This is a genomic window from Mycobacterium sp. NGS16 (assembly GCF_059813225.1).
In genome coordinates this window covers 700,932-715,464 of sequence record NZ_JCALEE010000001.1, presented here as the reverse complement: position 1 = coordinate 715,464, position 14,533 = coordinate 700,932, and the positions used below count along the sequence as shown (strand labels likewise).

Annotated in this window: 20 protein-coding genes; 11 read left to right on the top strand and 9 right to left on the bottom strand. The window is 69.0% G+C overall.

All coding sequences use genetic code 11. The features are described from left to right. The first annotated feature begins 50 nt into the window (after nt 1–50). Together AC5Y4Q_RS03490 and AC5Y4Q_RS03485 are read left to right on the top strand one after the other, a co-directional pair. On the top strand, nt 51–722 hold the full coding sequence (locus AC5Y4Q_RS03490) for a cutinase family protein (protein ID WP_082952722.1): 672 nt from the start codon (nt 51–53) through the stop codon (nt 720–722). After that, complete coding sequence (locus AC5Y4Q_RS03485; protein ID WP_064923368.1) at nt 719–2,479, top strand: glycoside hydrolase family 15 protein; 1,761 nt, start codon at nt 719–721, stop codon at nt 2,477–2,479. Before AC5Y4Q_RS03490 ends, AC5Y4Q_RS03485 begins: the two co-directional genes overlap by 4 nt. Here the strand turns inward: AC5Y4Q_RS03485 and AC5Y4Q_RS03480 are convergent. Then, nucleotides 2,469–3,647 carry an alcohol dehydrogenase catalytic domain-containing protein gene (locus AC5Y4Q_RS03480; RefSeq protein ID WP_499957993.1) on the bottom strand — a complete coding sequence of 393 codons (1,179 nt, stop codon included), beginning with the start codon at nt 3,645–3,647 and terminating at the stop codon, nt 2,469–2,471. The genes AC5Y4Q_RS03485 and AC5Y4Q_RS03480 overlap by 11 nt on opposite strands. Before the next feature lie 157 nt (nt 3,648–3,804). On the opposite strand from AC5Y4Q_RS03480, the gene AC5Y4Q_RS03475 reads away from it, so the two are divergent. Then, nucleotides 3,805–4,695, top strand: a complete 891-nt coding sequence (locus AC5Y4Q_RS03475) for a manganese catalase family protein (RefSeq protein ID WP_499957991.1) — start codon at nt 3,805–3,807, stop codon at nt 4,693–4,695. 16 nt (nt 4,696–4,711) lie between these two features. After that, a complete protein-coding gene (locus AC5Y4Q_RS03470) occupies nt 4,712–4,864 on the top strand; it encodes a hypothetical protein (RefSeq protein WP_499957989.1) in 153 nt (50 codons plus the stop codon). Between the two features lie 34 nt (nt 4,865–4,898). On the opposite strand, the gene AC5Y4Q_RS03465 is transcribed toward AC5Y4Q_RS03470, so the two are convergent. After that, a complete protein-coding gene (locus AC5Y4Q_RS03465; protein WP_499957987.1) occupies nt 4,899–5,483 on the bottom strand; it encodes a hemerythrin domain-containing protein in 585 nt (194 codons plus the stop codon). Nucleotides 5,484–5,592: 109 nt separating this feature from the next. Between AC5Y4Q_RS03465 and AC5Y4Q_RS03460 the strand changes: the two genes are divergently transcribed. From AC5Y4Q_RS03460 to AC5Y4Q_RS03445, 4 genes are all read left to right on the top strand, one after another. Further along, a complete protein-coding gene (locus AC5Y4Q_RS03460) occupies nt 5,593–7,101 on the top strand; it encodes an FAD-dependent oxidoreductase (RefSeq protein WP_064923360.1) in 1,509 nt (502 codons plus the stop codon). 87 nt (nt 7,102–7,188) lie between these two features. Beyond that, nucleotides 7,189–7,644, top strand: a complete 456-nt coding sequence (locus tag AC5Y4Q_RS03455; protein ID WP_082952721.1) for a pyridoxamine 5'-phosphate oxidase family protein — start codon at nt 7,189–7,191, stop codon at nt 7,642–7,644. After that, complete coding sequence (locus tag AC5Y4Q_RS03450; protein WP_064923358.1) at nt 7,641–8,579, top strand: PfkB family carbohydrate kinase; 939 nt, start codon at nt 7,641–7,643, stop codon at nt 8,577–8,579. Before AC5Y4Q_RS03455 ends, AC5Y4Q_RS03450 begins: the two co-directional genes overlap by 4 nt. Further along, nucleotides 8,576–8,767 (top strand): DUF2795 domain-containing protein, encoded by a 192-nt coding sequence (locus AC5Y4Q_RS03445; protein WP_234786315.1) that lies wholly within the window; start codon nt 8,576–8,578, stop codon nt 8,765–8,767. Before AC5Y4Q_RS03450 ends, AC5Y4Q_RS03445 begins: the two co-directional genes overlap by 4 nt. A 7-nt stretch (nt 8,768–8,774) precedes the next feature. On the opposite strand, the gene AC5Y4Q_RS03440 is transcribed toward AC5Y4Q_RS03445, so the two are convergent. The 4 genes from AC5Y4Q_RS03440 to AC5Y4Q_RS03425 all read right to left on the bottom strand — a co-directional run bounded on the left by AC5Y4Q_RS03440 (nt 8,775) and on the right by AC5Y4Q_RS03425 (nt 11,064). Beyond that, the gene (locus AC5Y4Q_RS03440) at nt 8,775–9,563 is read right to left on the bottom strand and encodes an RNA polymerase sigma factor SigF (RefSeq protein WP_064923355.1); all 789 of its coding nucleotides are present in this window, start codon (nt 9,561–9,563) and stop codon (nt 8,775–8,777) included. Then, nucleotides 9,560–9,997, bottom strand: coding sequence for an ATP-binding protein (locus tag AC5Y4Q_RS03435; protein WP_064923353.1), 438 nt, complete (start codon nt 9,995–9,997; stop codon nt 9,560–9,562). The genes AC5Y4Q_RS03440 and AC5Y4Q_RS03435 overlap by 4 nt, the downstream gene beginning before the upstream one ends. A gap of 205 nt (nt 9,998–10,202) precedes the next feature. After that, nucleotides 10,203–10,514 carry a protein UsfY gene (usfY, locus tag AC5Y4Q_RS03430; protein WP_064923351.1) on the bottom strand — a complete coding sequence of 104 codons (312 nt, stop codon included), beginning with the start codon at nt 10,512–10,514 and terminating at the stop codon, nt 10,203–10,205. Nucleotides 10,515–10,689: 175 nt separating this feature from the next. Then, on the bottom strand, nt 10,690–11,064 hold the full coding sequence (locus AC5Y4Q_RS03425) for a hypothetical protein (protein WP_064923349.1): 375 nt from the start codon (nt 11,062–11,064) through the stop codon (nt 10,690–10,692). 153 nt (nt 11,065–11,217) lie between these two features. On the opposite strand from AC5Y4Q_RS03425, the gene mbp1 reads away from it, so the two are divergent. The 3 genes from mbp1 (at nt 11,218) to AC5Y4Q_RS03410 (ending at nt 12,588) form a co-directional block, all read left to right on the top strand. Next, nucleotides 11,218–11,457, top strand: a complete 240-nt coding sequence (gene mbp1, locus AC5Y4Q_RS03420; protein WP_064923347.1) for a microaggregate-binding protein 1 — start codon at nt 11,218–11,220, stop codon at nt 11,455–11,457. Between the two features lie 127 nt (nt 11,458–11,584). Further along, nucleotides 11,585–12,259 carry a winged helix-turn-helix transcriptional regulator gene (locus AC5Y4Q_RS03415; protein ID WP_064923345.1) on the top strand — a complete coding sequence of 225 codons (675 nt, stop codon included), beginning with the start codon at nt 11,585–11,587 and terminating at the stop codon, nt 12,257–12,259. Nucleotides 12,260–12,282: 23 nt separating this feature from the next. Beyond that, nucleotides 12,283–12,588 carry a hypothetical protein gene (locus tag AC5Y4Q_RS03410; RefSeq protein WP_064923343.1) on the top strand — a complete coding sequence of 102 codons (306 nt, stop codon included), beginning with the start codon at nt 12,283–12,285 and terminating at the stop codon, nt 12,586–12,588. 57 nt (nt 12,589–12,645) lie between these two features. Here the strand turns inward: AC5Y4Q_RS03410 and AC5Y4Q_RS03405 are convergent, their stop codons facing one another. The 3 genes from AC5Y4Q_RS03405 to AC5Y4Q_RS03395 all read right to left on the bottom strand — a co-directional run bounded on the left by AC5Y4Q_RS03405 (nt 12,646) and on the right by AC5Y4Q_RS03395 (nt 14,458). Continuing rightward, on the bottom strand, nt 12,646–13,065 hold the full coding sequence (locus AC5Y4Q_RS03405) for a CBS domain-containing protein (RefSeq protein WP_064923341.1): 420 nt from the start codon (nt 13,063–13,065) through the stop codon (nt 12,646–12,648). 76 nt (nt 13,066–13,141) lie between these two features. Beyond that, nucleotides 13,142–14,197 carry an NAD-dependent epimerase/dehydratase family protein gene (locus tag AC5Y4Q_RS03400; protein WP_499957980.1) on the bottom strand — a complete coding sequence of 352 codons (1,056 nt, stop codon included), beginning with the start codon at nt 14,195–14,197 and terminating at the stop codon, nt 13,142–13,144. A gap of 84 nt (nt 14,198–14,281) precedes the next feature. Continuing rightward, on the bottom strand, nt 14,282–14,458 hold the full coding sequence (locus AC5Y4Q_RS03395) for a hypothetical protein (protein ID WP_165604274.1): 177 nt from the start codon (nt 14,456–14,458) through the stop codon (nt 14,282–14,284). Nucleotides 14,459–14,533: the final 75 nt, after the last annotated feature.

Below are 14,533 nucleotides of genomic sequence, written 5' to 3'. Positions count from 1 at the left end.
GCTAAACCACGGTTTGCCCACCAGCGGTTGTGGGTATCGGACGAAATGCTGTGATTACTCGGATACTCGCCGCGACCGGCCTGGCGGGGGGCACGCTGCTGTGCTGGCCTGCCGGGGACGCGGCCGCCTTGGATTGCCCGGATGTCGAGGTGGTGTTCGCCCGCGGGACCGCCGAACCGCCCGGCGTGGGATCGATGGGGCAGCAGTTCATCGACGCCCTGCGGTGGCGGGTCGGCGGCCGGCCGGTGGGGGTCTACCCGGTCAATTTCCCGGCCGTGCCCGAATTCGGCCCGACGGTCGCCGGGGTGGCCGATGCAGCCGGCCACATCACCGATATGGCGGCGGGTTGCCCACAGACCGCGGTGGTGCTCGGCGGGTACTCGCGGGGCGCGGCGCTGATGGGCTACCTCACCGAACCGGCACCTGCCGCCGACGGGTTCCCCCCGCCGCTGACGCCCGAGGCGGCCGGCCACGTCGCCGCCGTGGCGTTGCTGGGCAGGCCCTCGGCGGCGTTCCTGAATTCCCTCGGTGCGCCGCCCCTGGTGATCGGTCCGGGATTTGCCGCCAAGACGATCGATTTGTGTGCTCCCGGCGACCCGATCTGCTCAGCGGGTGACGACGGCGCCGCCCACTGGGCGTACGCCGCCAACGGCATGACCGCCCAGGCGGCGGATTTCGCCGTGGAACGTCTCGCGCCGCCCGGCCCGGATCCGCGCACATGACCACCGGCCCGGCGCTGCTGGAACGGTTTCCCCCGCAGGTCTTGCGGCAGTACGCGCTGATCGCCGACGGCGAGCGCGGGATCGTGGTCGGCCCGCGCGGCGACTTCTGCTGGATGTGCCTGCCGCGGTGGGACAGTCCGGCGGTGTTCAGTTCGCTGCTCGGCGGCGCCGGCGTGTACGCCGTCACTCCGGAGCTGCGCTATGTGTGGGGCGGCCAATACGAAGAGCGGTCGCTGATCTGGCGTTCCCGCTGGGTGACCATCGACGGAATCGTCGAGTGCCGGGAGGCGCTGGCGTTCCCCGGCGACCCGCACACCGCGGTGGTGCTGCGCCGCATCCGGGCACTCGATCGGCCGGTGCGGATGCAGGTGGCCCTGCAGGTGCGGGCCGACTTCGGCGCCGCCGCCATGTCGGGGTTGTCCTGCCGGGACGACGTGTGGACCGGCCGCTCGGGACCGCACCGGTTCCGGTGGACCGGTGCCGGCCAGGCCAGCCGGCCCGGCGACGGGGCGCTGCACCTGGTGCTCGACGTGGAACCGGGCCGCGACCACGACCTGGTGCTCGAGCTATCCGATCGAGAACTGCCCGATCAGCCGGTCGACGCCGCACAGGCCTGGCGGGCCACCGAAACCGCATGGAAGGAAGCGGTTCCCGAACTCACCGGCACCCTGGCCGATGTCGACGCCCAGCTCGCGTATGCGGTGTTGCGCGGGCTGACCAGCACCGGCGGCGGGATGGTGGCCGCGGCGACAATGTCGTTGCCGGAGCGGGCCAAGGCCGGCCGCAATTTCGACTATCGCTACTGCTGGATCCGCGACCAGTGCTACACCGGGCAGGCGATCGCCGCCGCCGGGCCGCACCCGCTGTTGGATGACGCCGTCCGGTTCGTCACCGAGCGGGTGCTGGACGACGGACCCGACCTGCGACCGGCCTACTGTGTCGACGCCAGCGCACCGCCGCCGGAAGAGGATCTGCCGCTGCCGGGTTACCCGGGTGCCGCGGTCAAAACCGGGAACTGGGTGCGCGGGCAGTTCCAGCTCGACAACTTCGGGGAGGCGCTGCTGCTGCTGGCCGCCGCAGCGAGACTGGACCGGCTGGACAGCACCCATTGGGGTGCGGTGCACACCCTGGTGGACGCGATCGAAAAGCGTTGCGGTGACGCCGACGCCGGCGTGTGGGAACTCGACAACCGGCGCTGGGCGCATTCGCGGCTGATGTGCGCGGCCGGACTGCGCCGTGTCGCCGGCGTGGCGTCACTGGCTGAAGGCGCACGCTGGCACCAGCTGGCCGACAAGCTGGTCGCCGATACCAGCACCGACTGCCTGCACCGCGACGGCCGATGGCAACGCGCATCCGATGACCCGGGGATCGACGCGGCCCTGCTGCTGCCGAGCCTGCGCGGGGCCGTCCCCGCCGATGATCCCCGCACGGTGGCTACCCTGGCCGCGGTGCGCCATGAGCTGACCCGGGACGGCTTCGTCTACCGATACCGGCCCGACCAGCGCGAGCTCGGCGAAGCCGAAGGAGCGTTCCTGTTGTGCAACTTTGCGATGGCCATGGCAGATCACCAGCAGGGCAACGAACTTGCGGCGTTGCAGTGGTTCGAGCGGGGCCGCACCGCGTGCGGCCCGCCCGGCCTGCTCACCGAGGAGTACGACGTCGGCCAGCGCCAATTGCGCGGCAATCTGCCGCAGGCGTTCACCCACGCGCTGCTATTCGAGGCCGCGCACCTGTTGGCCGGTGACGTCACGGCTTGAGCAGGATCTTCACCGCGCCGTCGCGCTTCTCCTGAAATATCTGATAAGCGTGCGGCGCCTGCTCCAGCGGCAGCTCGTGGGTGGCGAAGGTGTCGACGCCCAGGGGGTCGTCGTCGGTGAGCAGCGGCATCAGCCGCTCGACCCGGGGTTTGACGTTGGCCTGGCCCATCCGCAGCTGAATCTGCTTGTCGAACAAGGTGAACATCGGCAGCGGGTCCAGTTTGCCGCCGTAGACGCCGACGATCGATATGGTGCCGCCACGGCGCACGATGTCGATCGCGGCGTACAACGCGGCGAGCCGGTCAAGGCCGGCCTTGCTGATCAACGGCCCGGCGACGGCATCCGGTAACAGCGAGCTGAGCTGCTGCACCGCCTTGGCGCCGCCGGAGCCGTGCGCCTCCATGCCCACGGCGTCGATCACCGCGTCGGTTCCGCGCCCGTCCGTGCGGTCACGGATCAGCTCGCCGAGATCGGATGCCTCACGCAGGTCGACGGTTTCGATTCCCCGCCGGGCCAGCCGGCCCAGCCGCTCGGGCACCAGATCCACCCCGATCACCCGGGCGCCCTGGTGGGTGGCGATCCGGGCCGCCATGTCACCGATCGGGCCGAGCCCCAGCACCGTCACCGTCCCGCCGTCGGGTATTGCGGCGTAGTCCACCGCCTGCAGCGCGGTCGGCAGCACGTCGGACAAATACACGAACCGCGAATCCGGCGGGCCCTCAGGCACTTTGATGTGGGTGTAGTGCGCCTGCGGCACCCGAAGGTACTGCGCCTGGGCGCCCGGAACCTGGCCGTAGAGCTTGGAGTAGCCGAACAGCGCGGCGCCGGTATCCTGCTCGCGCACCCGCGTGGTGTCGCACTGGGTCGGCAGACCCTGCCGGCACATGCCACAGTGCCCGCACGCGATCTGGAACGGGATGACCACCCGGTCGCCCGGCTTGAGGTTGCTGACCCCGCGACCGACCTCGGCGACGACCCCGATCGGTTCGTGGCCGAGGATGTCGCCGGGGTCCATGAACGCGCCGAGCACCTCATAGAGGTGCAGATCCGATCCGCAGATGTTGGTAGTCGTCACCTCGATGACGGCGTCGGTCGGCTTCTCGATCACCGGGTCGGGCACGGTGTCGACTTGGACTTTGCGCTTGCCCTGCCATGTGACCGCCCGCATCGGGTCGCCTCCGTCGTGTCGTGAAGAACACCGCCGGGCTACCCGCACGCACCACAGCGCAAACAGTTTCCGACAGCCCCTGCCGGCGAAGGTTTGAGGCCGATGCCTGCGGGTAGCCCGCGGGAAACAAATCCAGCGTTGTCTTAAGGGAGCCACCATGTTCGTTCACAACAAGGAGATGCAGTTCGAGGTCCGGGTCGAGCGGCCCGATCCGCGTTTCGCCAACCTGCTGCAAGAGCAGTTCGGCGGGGAGAACGGCGAACTCAAGGCGGCGATGCAGTACTTCACCCAGGCGTTCATCCTGCGTCGCAAGAACCCGAAGATGTACGACCTGTTCATGGACATCGCCACCGAGGAGTTCAGCCACCTGGAGATGGTCGGCTCGCTGATCACCATGCTGCTCGACGGCCTCAACGACGACCTGAAGAACGCCAACGAGCGCTGCGACTGGATGCCGGCGGTGGCCAGCCGCGACGGCCGGGACCAGATCATCCACCAGGTGGCGCTCAACCCGCTGCACTTCGTGGAGAGCGGTGGTGGCCCGCATCCCAGCAATGCCGCCGGAACACCGTTCACCGGCGCCTACATCAACGCCAACGGCGACCCGTCGGTTGATCTGCGCAGCAATCTGGGCGCCGAGTCACGGGCCAAGATCGTCTACGAATATCTCAAGCAGTTCACCGACGACCCCGGTGTGCAGGACACCCTGACCTTCCTGATGACCCGAGAGGTCACCCACTTCCAGCAGTTCACCGCGGCCCTCAACGAGCTGCCGGTGAACTTCCCGCCCGGCCAGGCTCCGGGCGACGAGCGCTTCCAGAACGTGGCGTTCAACATGTCCGACGCCGAGACCAGCCGCGGCCCCTGGAACGAGGGCCAGGGCCCGTGGCCGGAGGGCATGCACTGGGAGTACGTCCAGAAGCCGACCCGCGACTGGCTCGGCGGTTCCCTGCGACACAACCGCGGGCCGGCGGAGAACCCCGACGGTAGCCCCGCGGTGCACTCCGAGAAGCCGTTCGCGCACGAACAGCACAGCGCCACAGGGTAAGTGGAAAGCCCCGCCGATGACCGAACGCGGTGACGAACGGCCGGACCCTCCGGAGTCCTTGGAAGATACCGTCGACCGGCTCGACGAGAAGGCCGCCAAGGAACACGACTCGGAAAACCGGGCCCGCGAGACTCCCAAGCGCGGTTCACCCGACGAGCCGCCAGATTAGGCGTTCGCGGCTGCTCGGCGGCTCGAGCTGCCGGTCAACTCTTGGGCGCGTCGGGTGGGTTGTCCGCGGCCCGGCCGGTCAGCCGGTCACGCAGATGGTCGACGGCGGCAGCGACCACGCCCATGGTGTTCTGCGCCAGCCCGCCCGACGGGGCGTTGGGGTGCGGCCGGGTCGGCGCGATCTTCTTGGCGGTGCGGAGCTTGTCGCCCAACTGCTCGAGGTCTTCGGCGCTGACCGCCGTTTTGAACCGCGGCCACACCACGTTCTCCTCGTAGCTGATGTGCTCTCGGGCCGCCGTGACGAATTCGGCCAGCGCGCGGTGATATTCGGGCTCGCCGGGGCGGGTGTCCTCGAGCTGCTGCAACAGCGCCTTGCCGGCTTCCTCCTGGGCGATGGCGACATCGGCTATGTCATCACCGTCGTCGAGCGCCGCTCGAACCGCCGGCCAGAACAGTTGTTCTTCGACGGCCTCGTGCTGGGACTCGGCGATCACGAGATTGGTGACCATGGTCGCCAAGCCGCTCTGGTGGGCCCCGTCGCCCTGCGGCGCGCCGTCAAGTACTTCCAACATGCCCAGCACGCTTTCGTGGTCGGCACGAAGAAAGGCCAATGCGTCCATGACTTTCCCTCCCGAGTCGAGTTCGATTCGATCGCATACCCACCGCGGTGCCGCCGAAACCCGGGAAGCCGACACGTTTCACCGACGCAGTACCGGGTAACTGATCGCCATGACGTCGTTGTGGCTTGCTGACCGGATCGCGACATCACCGGCGTCGGGCACCGCCGAGGACCTCCCCGGGTTCGCCGACGTGGTGGTGGCCGGCGCCGGCATCACCGGGCTGATGACCGCGGTACTGCTGGCGCGGGCAGGCCGCGAGGTGCTGGTGCTGGAGGCTCGGACCGTCGGCGCCTGCGCGACCGGCAACACCACCGCCAAGATCAGCCTGCTCCAGGGCACCCAGCTGTCGGCGATCTCGGCGAAGCAGGGCAAGCGGGTGGCCGCGGCCTATCTCGACGGCAACCGCGCCGGGCAGGACTGGCTGCTGTCGTTCTGCGCCTCGACCGGTGTCGCGGTGCAGCGGGAGGACGCCTACAGTTTCGCCCAGTCCGAGCGCGGGGTGGCGGCGGCGCGCGCCGAGTACGAGGCCTGCCGCGCGGTGGATCTTCCGGTGACCTGGGAGTCGCGGGCCGACGTGCCGTTCGCATTCCATGGCGGGGCCCGGCTGGCCGAGCAGGCGCAGTTCGACCCGATGCCGTTCCTGGACGCGCTGCGCGCCGAGCTGCTCGCCAGCGGCGGCCAGCTGGTGGAACACGCCCGGGTGCAACGGGTTTCCGGCGGGCGGGACGGCCTGCGGCTGCGGGTGGCCGGTCCCCGGGTGCACGCCGAGCTGCAGGCTACCCAACTGGTGCTGGCCACCGGGATCCCGATCCTGGATCGCGGCGGATACTTCGCCCGGCTCAAGCCCAGCCGGTCCTACTGCATGGCGTTCGATGTGCCCGGCGAGATCACCCGCCCGATGATGATCTCCACCGATTCGCCGACGCGGTCGCTGCGCTACGCCCCGGTCAACGGCTCCGAGCGGCTGCTGGTCGGCGGGGCCGGGCACACCGTCGGCCGCGCCAAGCACCCCGGCGACGCGCTGGCCGAACTCGAGGCGTGGACGGTCCGGCACTTCCCGGGCGCGTCCCGTACGCATCTGTGGTCGGCGCAGGACTACACCCCCGTCGACAAGTTGCCCTATGTCGGGCCGATCCTGCCCGACAGCAACACCATCTACGTGGCAACGGGTTTCAACAAATGGGGCATGACCAATGGGGCGGCCGCCGCGCTGGCGCTGTCGGGCCGGCTGCTGGGCAAACGTCCGGAATGGGACCGGGCGTTCGCCAGCTGGAGCACCCGCGAGCTGCGAGGCCTGACCACCGCGCTGACAGCCAACCTTGAGGTCGGCTTCAACCTGGCGAAGGGCTGGATCGCTCCCACGGCCCACATCGGCCAGCACGGCCTGGGCCGCGACGCCGCCGGCGTGGTCAGCGGACCGCCGTGGCACCTGCAAGCCCAGTGCCGGGTGAACGGCGTCGAACACCGCCTCTCCCCGGTCTGCCCGCACCTCGGCGGCATCGTCAATTGGAACGACGCCGACCGGGCCTGGGAGTGCCCGCTGCACGGGTCGCGCTTCGCTCCCGACGGCACCCTGCTGGAAGGCCCCGCCACCCGCGGCCTGACCGCCAGCAGCTGAGGAGCGGCACTCATCGTTTACCGCGCGGCCGGACGGGTAACCGACCGCTGGGCGGTGAACAACAGCTGCGAAGCGATGGGGTGAGCGGTGTGCATCATCGACGATGACATGCGCCTGATCGTGGAGAGCGCGAAGTTGGCGTTCGTCGCCACCGTCTGCGAGGACGGCTCCCCGAACCTGTCGCCCAAGGAGTCGCTGCTGGTGTACGGCGACGACCACCTGGTGTTCATGCACATGGCATCGCCGAGCACGGTGGCCGATCTGCGCCGTGATCCGCGTATCGAGGTCAACGTCGTCGACTTCCTCAAGCGCCGCGGTTATCGCTTCAAGGGCACCGCCCAACTGCGGCCGCCCGGCGACGAGGTCTACGAGTGGCTGCGGCAGTGGGTGATCGCCACCTATGGGCCGCGGTTTCCCTGCCGTGAGGCGGTGCTGATCCGGGTCGAATGCGCGCTGCCGATCGCCTCGCCGGTCTATATGTTCGGCGATGCTCACGAACCCGCGCTGATCCGGAGGTGGTCGGGTATCTACGGACTGCAATGACCGTCACGGTGGTCGGGCAGATCGGGCGCGACCTGGTGCTGCGCAGCGCGGGCTTGCCGCCGGCCGGCGGGTCGGCCCGGGTGCTGCGGCGCCGGGAACTGCTGGGCGGCAAGGGCGCCAACCAAGCCGTGGGCCTGGCCCAGCTGGGTGTGCCGGCCGCGCTGATCGGGGTGGTCGGCGACGACGATGCCGGTGCGGCGGTGTGTGAGCAGGCGGTCGGTGACGGAGTCGACATCAGCGGGGTGACCCGGCGCGGCGAGACCGCGCTGCTGGTCGATCTGGTCGACGAGCCGGCCAGTCGCAGGCTTTTCGAGCACATTCCGGAAAGCTCGCTGCTGACCGCGGCCGACGTGCAGCAGTGCGACACCCTGATCGCCCGGTCGGCCATCGTGTCGCTGCAGTTGCAGCAACCAGCGGAGGCGACGCTGGCGGCCGCCCGGCTGGCACGGCGCCACGGCGCGCAGGTGGTGGCCGACGGCAATCCGCCGGCCGAGGTACGCGACGAAATGCTCTGCTGCGTTGACGTGTTGCGCGCCGACGCCGAGGAGGCGGCGCTGCTCGCCGGCGAACCGGTCACCTGCCAGGCGGCGGCGCGGGCACTGGCCGACCGCCTGTTGGTCGCCGGAGTGCGGCTGGTCGCGCTGGCCGTCCCGGGCGTGGGCGACCTGCTGGTGTGGTCCGGCGGCCAGGAGCTGCTCGGTCTGTCGAAGGCACCGGTAGTCGATCCCACCGGCGCCGGTGACGCGTTCGTAGCCGGTTTGATCGCCGGGCTGCGGCGCGGCCCCGATCCCCGCCGGGCCGGGCGGCTGGCCGCGGCCGCCGCGGCCGCCTGCGTGCCGCAGCTGGGCGGGCGGCCTCACCTGGCCGATCTGGCCCTCCCGGGCGTTTCCGGCTCCAGGCCGCCGGGTACTGCGCACAGATGGGATTCTCTGTGACACAAGTGCAGAAGTGCCTGGCAGGTTTCGAGTACCCAGGCACGGCGGAGGAACTCGCCGACCACGCCCGAAGCAACGGGGCCGAGCCGAAGCTGGTCGACACCCTGCGGGCGTTGAAGAAAGACAGCTTCGACGGTCCCGACGCGGTGATGTCGTCGCTGTCCGCCCAGAATGCGCTGGGCGGGTGAGCGGCGGCTACTGCAGCTGATCGCGCAGCTTCGCCAGTGACTTGGCCAGCAGCCGCGAGACGTGCATCTGCGAGATGCCGACCCGTTCGGCGATCTGGGTCTGGGTCATCGATTCGAAGAACCGCAGCACCAGCACCGTGCGTTCGCGTTCCGGAAGCGCATTGAGCAAGGGCCGCAACGCCTCTCGATCCTCGATCCGGTCCATCCCCGCGTCGCTGTCACCGAGGGTATCGGCGATCGAGCGGACGTCGTCCTCGTCGGAGCTGCCGCCGCTGTCGATGGACAGGGTGTTGTAGGAGCTGCCCGCCACCAGACCTTCGACCACCTCGTCGCGGCTCAACTCCAGCTCGCGGGCCAGCTCCGAGGCGGTCGGCGCCCGGCCCAGGCGTTGGGACAGGTCCGCGGTGGCCGCCCCGAGCCGCAGATGCAGCTCCTTGAGCCGGCGGGGCACCTTGACCGACCAGCTGTTGTCCCGGAAATGCCGGCGGACTTCGCCCATGATCGTCGGGACCGCGAACGAGACGAAATCCGAGCCGGTTTCGACGTCGAAGCGGGTTACGGCGTTGACCAGGCCCACCCGCGCGACCTGGACCAGGTCGTCGCGCAACTCCCCGCGTCCTTCGAACCGGCGGGCGATGTGGTCGGCCAGCGGCAGGCACCGCTCCACGATCTTGTCCTTGCGGTTGCGGAAATCGGCGGAGTCGGCATCGTATTGGGCGAGCTCACGGAACATGTCGCCGACATCGGCGTACTCCGATCCTGACTGTGAGCCGCCGCCGGCGGCGCGCGGGGTCACCGCCTGGAGTCCGCCCGCCGGGTTCTCAATGTCACCCCGAACACCTCGCCGGCACCGTCGGACTCCGGGCCGTCGCGGAACGTCTGCACGTCGTCCACGAGAGAGGTGAGTACGTGCCAGCTGAAGCTGCCCGGCGTCAGCACGTCGGCGCCGCCGCCGGCGGCTGACGCTTGAATCGTCATGCCGTCGTCTTGCGGGTCGACGACGACCCGCAGCGTCGCGCCCGGCGCTGCGCACCGGATCAACTGGGTACACAGCTCGTCGATCGCCAGCCGCAGATCGGCCACGGTATCGACGTCCAGATCCTCGTAGGTCGCGATCGCCCCGACCAGCATGCGCACCACCGCCAAACTCTCCAGTCTGGGCGTGACCCGCAATTCGACGGCTCGCTCGCTGCACGACCGTGAGGTCCGGTCGCTGTGGATGTCGGTCATAAAGCCTCCCGGCGATGTCGGACCGAGACTACCGCTGCGCCCCGATGGCCCATTCACGCCGTCATCACCGCATAGTCGGCCGCCCGGAGGTTAGTCACGGGAGGGCTAGTACCCCGTCGCCGGTCACCTCAACCATCGATTTCGGTACGCGGGAACAAGTCGGCCCGGCCGGAACCCGGCCGGGCCGTGTGGGGTGTTCCGCTGATCAGCTGGTCGAATGCGTCCGGTGCAGCTCCGGGTGCGCCAGCTGCCACTGCTGGTTTACCCGGCCGATCCGCCGGTGCTCGATCAGCAGCCACAGTGCGCCCAGCGCGGCGGCAAGCACCGCGAAGACGGCGACGGCCACACCCTGCCGGTCGTGGCCGGTGGCGAATGCGGTCAGGCAGCCGGCCCCGGCGACCATGCTGACGACCAGCAGGCTGTAGCCCGGCCACCCCATGACGTCGATCACGGCACGACCGGCGTGCGGCCGGGTCGTCCGGACATGGTCAACGGGGTCGTGAAACGTATCGCCCATTGCTTCTTCCTCTCGTGAGTCGTCCGGCCAGTCCGGAGGTCGGGTGGGGAACCCCGTCCGTGGCGAACCCGTCCGCGACCAAAAACTATCGTAGGTCGATGTGATCTACATAACGTCTCACTTTCAGGGCCTTCACAGCGACCCGGCAGTCAATGCCCGGTAAAAACGCCTCTGATCAGCCCATACCACTGATCGGCACCGCGCTGATAAACAAAACGAGAAGCATCAACGACATCAGGAACCAGCCGGCGCCCTGCCATCCCCACCAGGTGCCACGCGCGCGCCAGACCCGGTAGGTCCGCAGGAAGGCCCGCACCCCGCCGCCGGCCAAGATCACCGGCGCCCCCGCGGCGAGCACGGCCCGGTACGGCCTGCCGCACGCCACCGTCTCGGCCGCCGGATCACAGGAGCCGGCCCACCACGCCGCCAGCAAGACGAACGCCACCGCGGCGGCGGTGACCACGCCGGCGAACCTGATCGCCGAGCGGACCTCCTCGTCCTCCTGACCCAACCGGTCGCCGCCGGGGCGGGGTTGCATACGGCGTTCCATGTCCCCACCGTCCGCGCTGATCGGCTCTGCGTCAAGGCGATTCGACGTTTGGGTAATCGGCCGACCGGGAAGCCTTGCGGGTGTGGCGCGCTAACGCAGCCCGCAGGGCTGACCGTCGGCCCGTCACATCCACGAAATCCAGGGAGGGATTTTATGTCGGACGACAAGAAGAGCGGCCCCGAAGAAGGCTTCCGGGGCGCCGTCGAGGGCGTCAAGGGCAAGGCCAAGGAGGCCTTGGGCACCGTGACCGGCAACGACGAAATGTCCCGTGAGGGCAAGGCCCAGCAGGACAAGGGCGAGGCGCAGCGCGACGCCGCCAAGCGCGAAGCCGAGGCCGAATCGGCCCGGGCGGGCGCGGACGCGGCAGAGGCGCGCGAACAGTCCCACCAGTAGCCCGATGGAGGATAGGCCCGGCCCGCGGCGCGGGCCGGGCCTATCGCTGTGCGGTTATTCGCGCCACGTAGCGGGTAATAGTGCCTTGAAAGGCACCGAGGGATATTCCGAGGGTTGGAGCCAGGCGATGGACATTCTGTTACTGACCGACCGGGACGAGTTCGAACAGTCCCTGTCGGCGTTGCGCGTCTTCGGGCATTCGGTTATCCGCGCGCCGCTCGCCATCACCGTCCGGGCCGACTGCCTCAGCGTCGCGGCCGCGCTGGTGGATGGTTGTACCGATCTGACCACGTCACGCGAGACCTGTCGGCGGCTCTGCAGTTGGGAACCGTCGACCGCCGTCCTGGCCGTGGTGAGCGCCGAGGATTTCGCCGCGGTCGATCTCGACTGGCAGGTCGACGATGTCCTGGTCGCGACCGCGGGACCGGCCGAGGCGCATGCCCGACTCCGGTTGGCATTGGCACGCCGGCGCATGTCGGTCCACAGCGCACTGCAATTCGGCGACCTGGTCATCCACCCGGACAGCTACACCGCGTCGCTGTCGAACCGTGAACTCGACCTCACCCTGACCGAGTTCAAGCTGCTCAACTATCTGGTGCAGCACGCGGGTCAGGCGTTCACGCGCACCCGGCTGCTGCAGGAGGTCTGGGGTGGTGAGGGCAGCCGCCGCAAGGTCGACGTCCACGTGCAGCGGCTGCGCGCCAAACTCGGCGCCGACCACGAGTCGATCGTCGACACCGTTCGCGGGGTCGGCTACATGACCCCGGAGTCACCGCAACCCCAATGGGCGATCGCGAATTAAAGCGAACGGAGAGCGCCACCAACATGACTGATCAACCCGAGATCGACCCCGAGACCGACACCAGCGGCGACGACACGCTGCCGCCGAGCGAGGCCACCGACTCCGACGAGCTGCGCAATGACGACGGGGATGCGACCGTCACGCCGCCGGACAGCTGGCAGCCGGTTGATGAGGCGGTCCACGAGTCGCTGGACGACAAGCTGGCCGCTGAGCAGCCCGACGTCGGCGTCGACCAGGGCCTGCACGAGTCCGTCGGTGGCGGGCGGCACCGGGCTCAAGTCTCCGGCAGCCCCGAGGACGGCGACTCGTTCTACAACGTCGAGGAGTGAGGTCGGTGGTAATCGCCCCCGGCAGCTAGCGCAGCTGCCGGCGACGGATGGGTCTCGCTAGCGATTCGGTTGCGCGGCGCTGATGTCGGCGAGTGCAGATTTCTCGTCGCGTTCCAGCGCGAGATCGCCGATGCTCAGCACTCCGGCCAACTGGTCGCCGTCGATGACGGGCAGCCGGCGCACGGCCTTGCGACGCATCAGCTCGACGGCCTCCTCGAGACTCGAATCCGGTCGAACGCTGACTAGCTCCTGGCTGCTACATATCTCACCGACCGGGGTCGACAAGTCTCTGCCTTCGGCGACGACCCGGATGGCGATGTCTCGGTCGGTCACGATGCCCTCGACGTGGCCGTCGCTGAGCACGACGACGTTGCCGATATCGGCTCGGCGCATGCAATCTGCTGCTTCATTGACCGGCATGTCTGCGGGCACCGTCTGGGGGGTGTGGGCCATGATCTCGGCCACGGTGCGTGCCATCTTCTCTTCCTTTCTTCACCTGACGGTCCGTTCAACGGCCCGCCTACCCGATAACCGTGGGCGCCACACCGGAAAGCTACGGCGTGGCCCGTTGCCCGACTCCGGTTGCGAACTCCTTTTGGCGCAGCCGCCCGCCGGCTGACGGCTCGAGCGGCGGTGTGGGCATTCCGCCGCCCGACCGCAGCCCTTGCAAGAACTCCCCTACTGCGTCGAGCGACGTCCGCGTTGGGCTCCAGCCGAGTTCGATGCGGGCCCGTGAGGTATCCATGACCGGCAAGCTCAGCGCGAGATCGAGCAGCGTGGGGCTGGCGGGCACCAGGTGAAGATTCCAGGCAGCAGCAACCGCCGCCCGGATCGGCCACACCGGAAGCTTGATCGGCCGCGCGCCGAACAGCTCGCCGAGAGTCTCGGCGTCGAGCACAGGATCGGCGGCAATGTTGAATGCGCCGCGCACCGGGCGGGTGATAGCCAGCCGGAAGGCCTGTCCGCCGTCAAGAGAATGCAAGGCTTGCAGCCGTAGACCCGGAACATCGGGAAACCGCGGCAGCAGCCCGGGGCGCAACAAAGCGGTTGGCAGCAGCGGGCCGCCGAATAGCCGGCGCTGCTCCGCTGCCGACTCGCGCTTGAACATGAACGCCGGCCGAAGGCGCACCACCCGCATCTCGCGGTGATCTCGTTCGAAGGTATCCAGCACGCGCTCCAGGTAGGACTTCTCCCGGCCGTAGGCCGCCGTGGGAAGCGCATCGGTCGGCCAGGATTCGTCAACCCCGCGATCCTGGTGGCCGGGCGAGTAGGCGCCGACCGACGAGGCGTAGATCAGCGCCCCGACGCCGGCCCGCGCGGCAGCGTGGAAGACCCTGATGCTGCCCAGCACATTGTTTTTCCAAGTAGCCACCTCGTCGTGGGTGGGCTGGAAGATCCAAGCCAACTGCACCACAGCGTCGGCGCCCTGCACGTGGGCTTCGACGTCATCGCAGGTGATGTCGGCCTGAACCCACGTCGTCTTCGGCGGCTGCCAGGTCGGCCGGCGACGGGCGATGCCAACGATCGCTTCGATCTGGTCATCGGCGGCCAATGCCTCGATGACGCTGGTGCCGACATTTCCGGTCGCTCCGGTCACGACCACGCGCATGGCTGCCTCCCTGTGATCTGGCGGTGATACCCGCTGCCCGCTGCCGACGCGAGGGGATGCGACACCGGGAATTGCCCGGCCAGGTCAGTGTTGTGCGTCGTTTCGGCGGGCTTCGGCGCCGGTTTCGCCGACGTCCAGCGCGTCATCAGGGCCGGTCCGCCCCACATAGCTTCCGTCTTCGGCCCTGCCGGCACGAGATCGCGCCTGGTGGGTCTCGGGTTCCACGTCCGACTCCGCTTTGTGGCCCTTGCGCAAAGCCATCGCCGACATCCTTTCGATGTGCTCCAAGACCAGTTGGTCGGGATACCCGCCGGAAAGCTCCAGTCAAACTTTCCG

Bases quoted from the DNA above. Each gene is read 5' to 3' on its own strand.
- AC5Y4Q_RS03485 (WP_064923368.1), top strand. From the start codon at position 719: ATGACCACCGGCCCGGCGCTGCTGGAACGGTTTCCCCCGCAGGTCTTG.
- AC5Y4Q_RS03480 (WP_499957993.1), bottom strand. From the start codon at position 3,647: ATGCGGGCGGTCACATGGCAGGGCAAGCGCAAAGTCCAAGTCGACACC.
- AC5Y4Q_RS03475 (WP_499957991.1), top strand. From the start codon at position 3,805: ATGTTCGTTCACAACAAGGAGATGCAGTTCGAGGTCCGGGTCGAGCGG.
- AC5Y4Q_RS03470 (WP_499957989.1), top strand. From the start codon at position 4,712: ATGACCGAACGCGGTGACGAACGGCCGGACCCTCCGGAGTCCTTGGAA.
- AC5Y4Q_RS03465 (WP_499957987.1), bottom strand. From the start codon at position 5,483: ATGGACGCATTGGCCTTTCTTCGTGCCGACCACGAAAGCGTGCTGGGC.
- AC5Y4Q_RS03460 (WP_064923360.1), top strand. From the start codon at position 5,593: ATGACGTCGTTGTGGCTTGCTGACCGGATCGCGACATCACCGGCGTCG.
- AC5Y4Q_RS03450 (WP_064923358.1), top strand. From the start codon at position 7,641: ATGACCGTCACGGTGGTCGGGCAGATCGGGCGCGACCTGGTGCTGCGC.
- AC5Y4Q_RS03435 (WP_064923353.1), bottom strand. From the start codon at position 9,997: ATGACCGACATCCACAGCGACCGGACCTCACGGTCGTGCAGCGAGCGA.
- usfY (WP_064923351.1), bottom strand. From the start codon at position 10,514: ATGGGCGATACGTTTCACGACCCCGTTGACCATGTCCGGACGACCCGG.
- AC5Y4Q_RS03425 (WP_064923349.1), bottom strand. From the start codon at position 11,064: ATGGAACGCCGTATGCAACCCCGCCCCGGCGGCGACCGGTTGGGTCAG.
- mbp1 (WP_064923347.1), top strand. From the start codon at position 11,218: ATGTCGGACGACAAGAAGAGCGGCCCCGAAGAAGGCTTCCGGGGCGCC.
- AC5Y4Q_RS03415 (WP_064923345.1), top strand. From the start codon at position 11,585: ATGGACATTCTGTTACTGACCGACCGGGACGAGTTCGAACAGTCCCTG.
- AC5Y4Q_RS03410 (WP_064923343.1), top strand. From the start codon at position 12,283: ATGACTGATCAACCCGAGATCGACCCCGAGACCGACACCAGCGGCGAC.
- AC5Y4Q_RS03405 (WP_064923341.1), bottom strand. From the start codon at position 13,065: ATGGCACGCACCGTGGCCGAGATCATGGCCCACACCCCCCAGACGGTG.
- AC5Y4Q_RS03400 (WP_499957980.1), bottom strand. From the start codon at position 14,197: ATGCGCGTGGTCGTGACCGGAGCGACCGGAAATGTCGGCACCAGCGTC.
- AC5Y4Q_RS03395 (WP_165604274.1), bottom strand. From the start codon at position 14,458: ATGGCTTTGCGCAAGGGCCACAAAGCGGAGTCGGACGTGGAACCCGAG.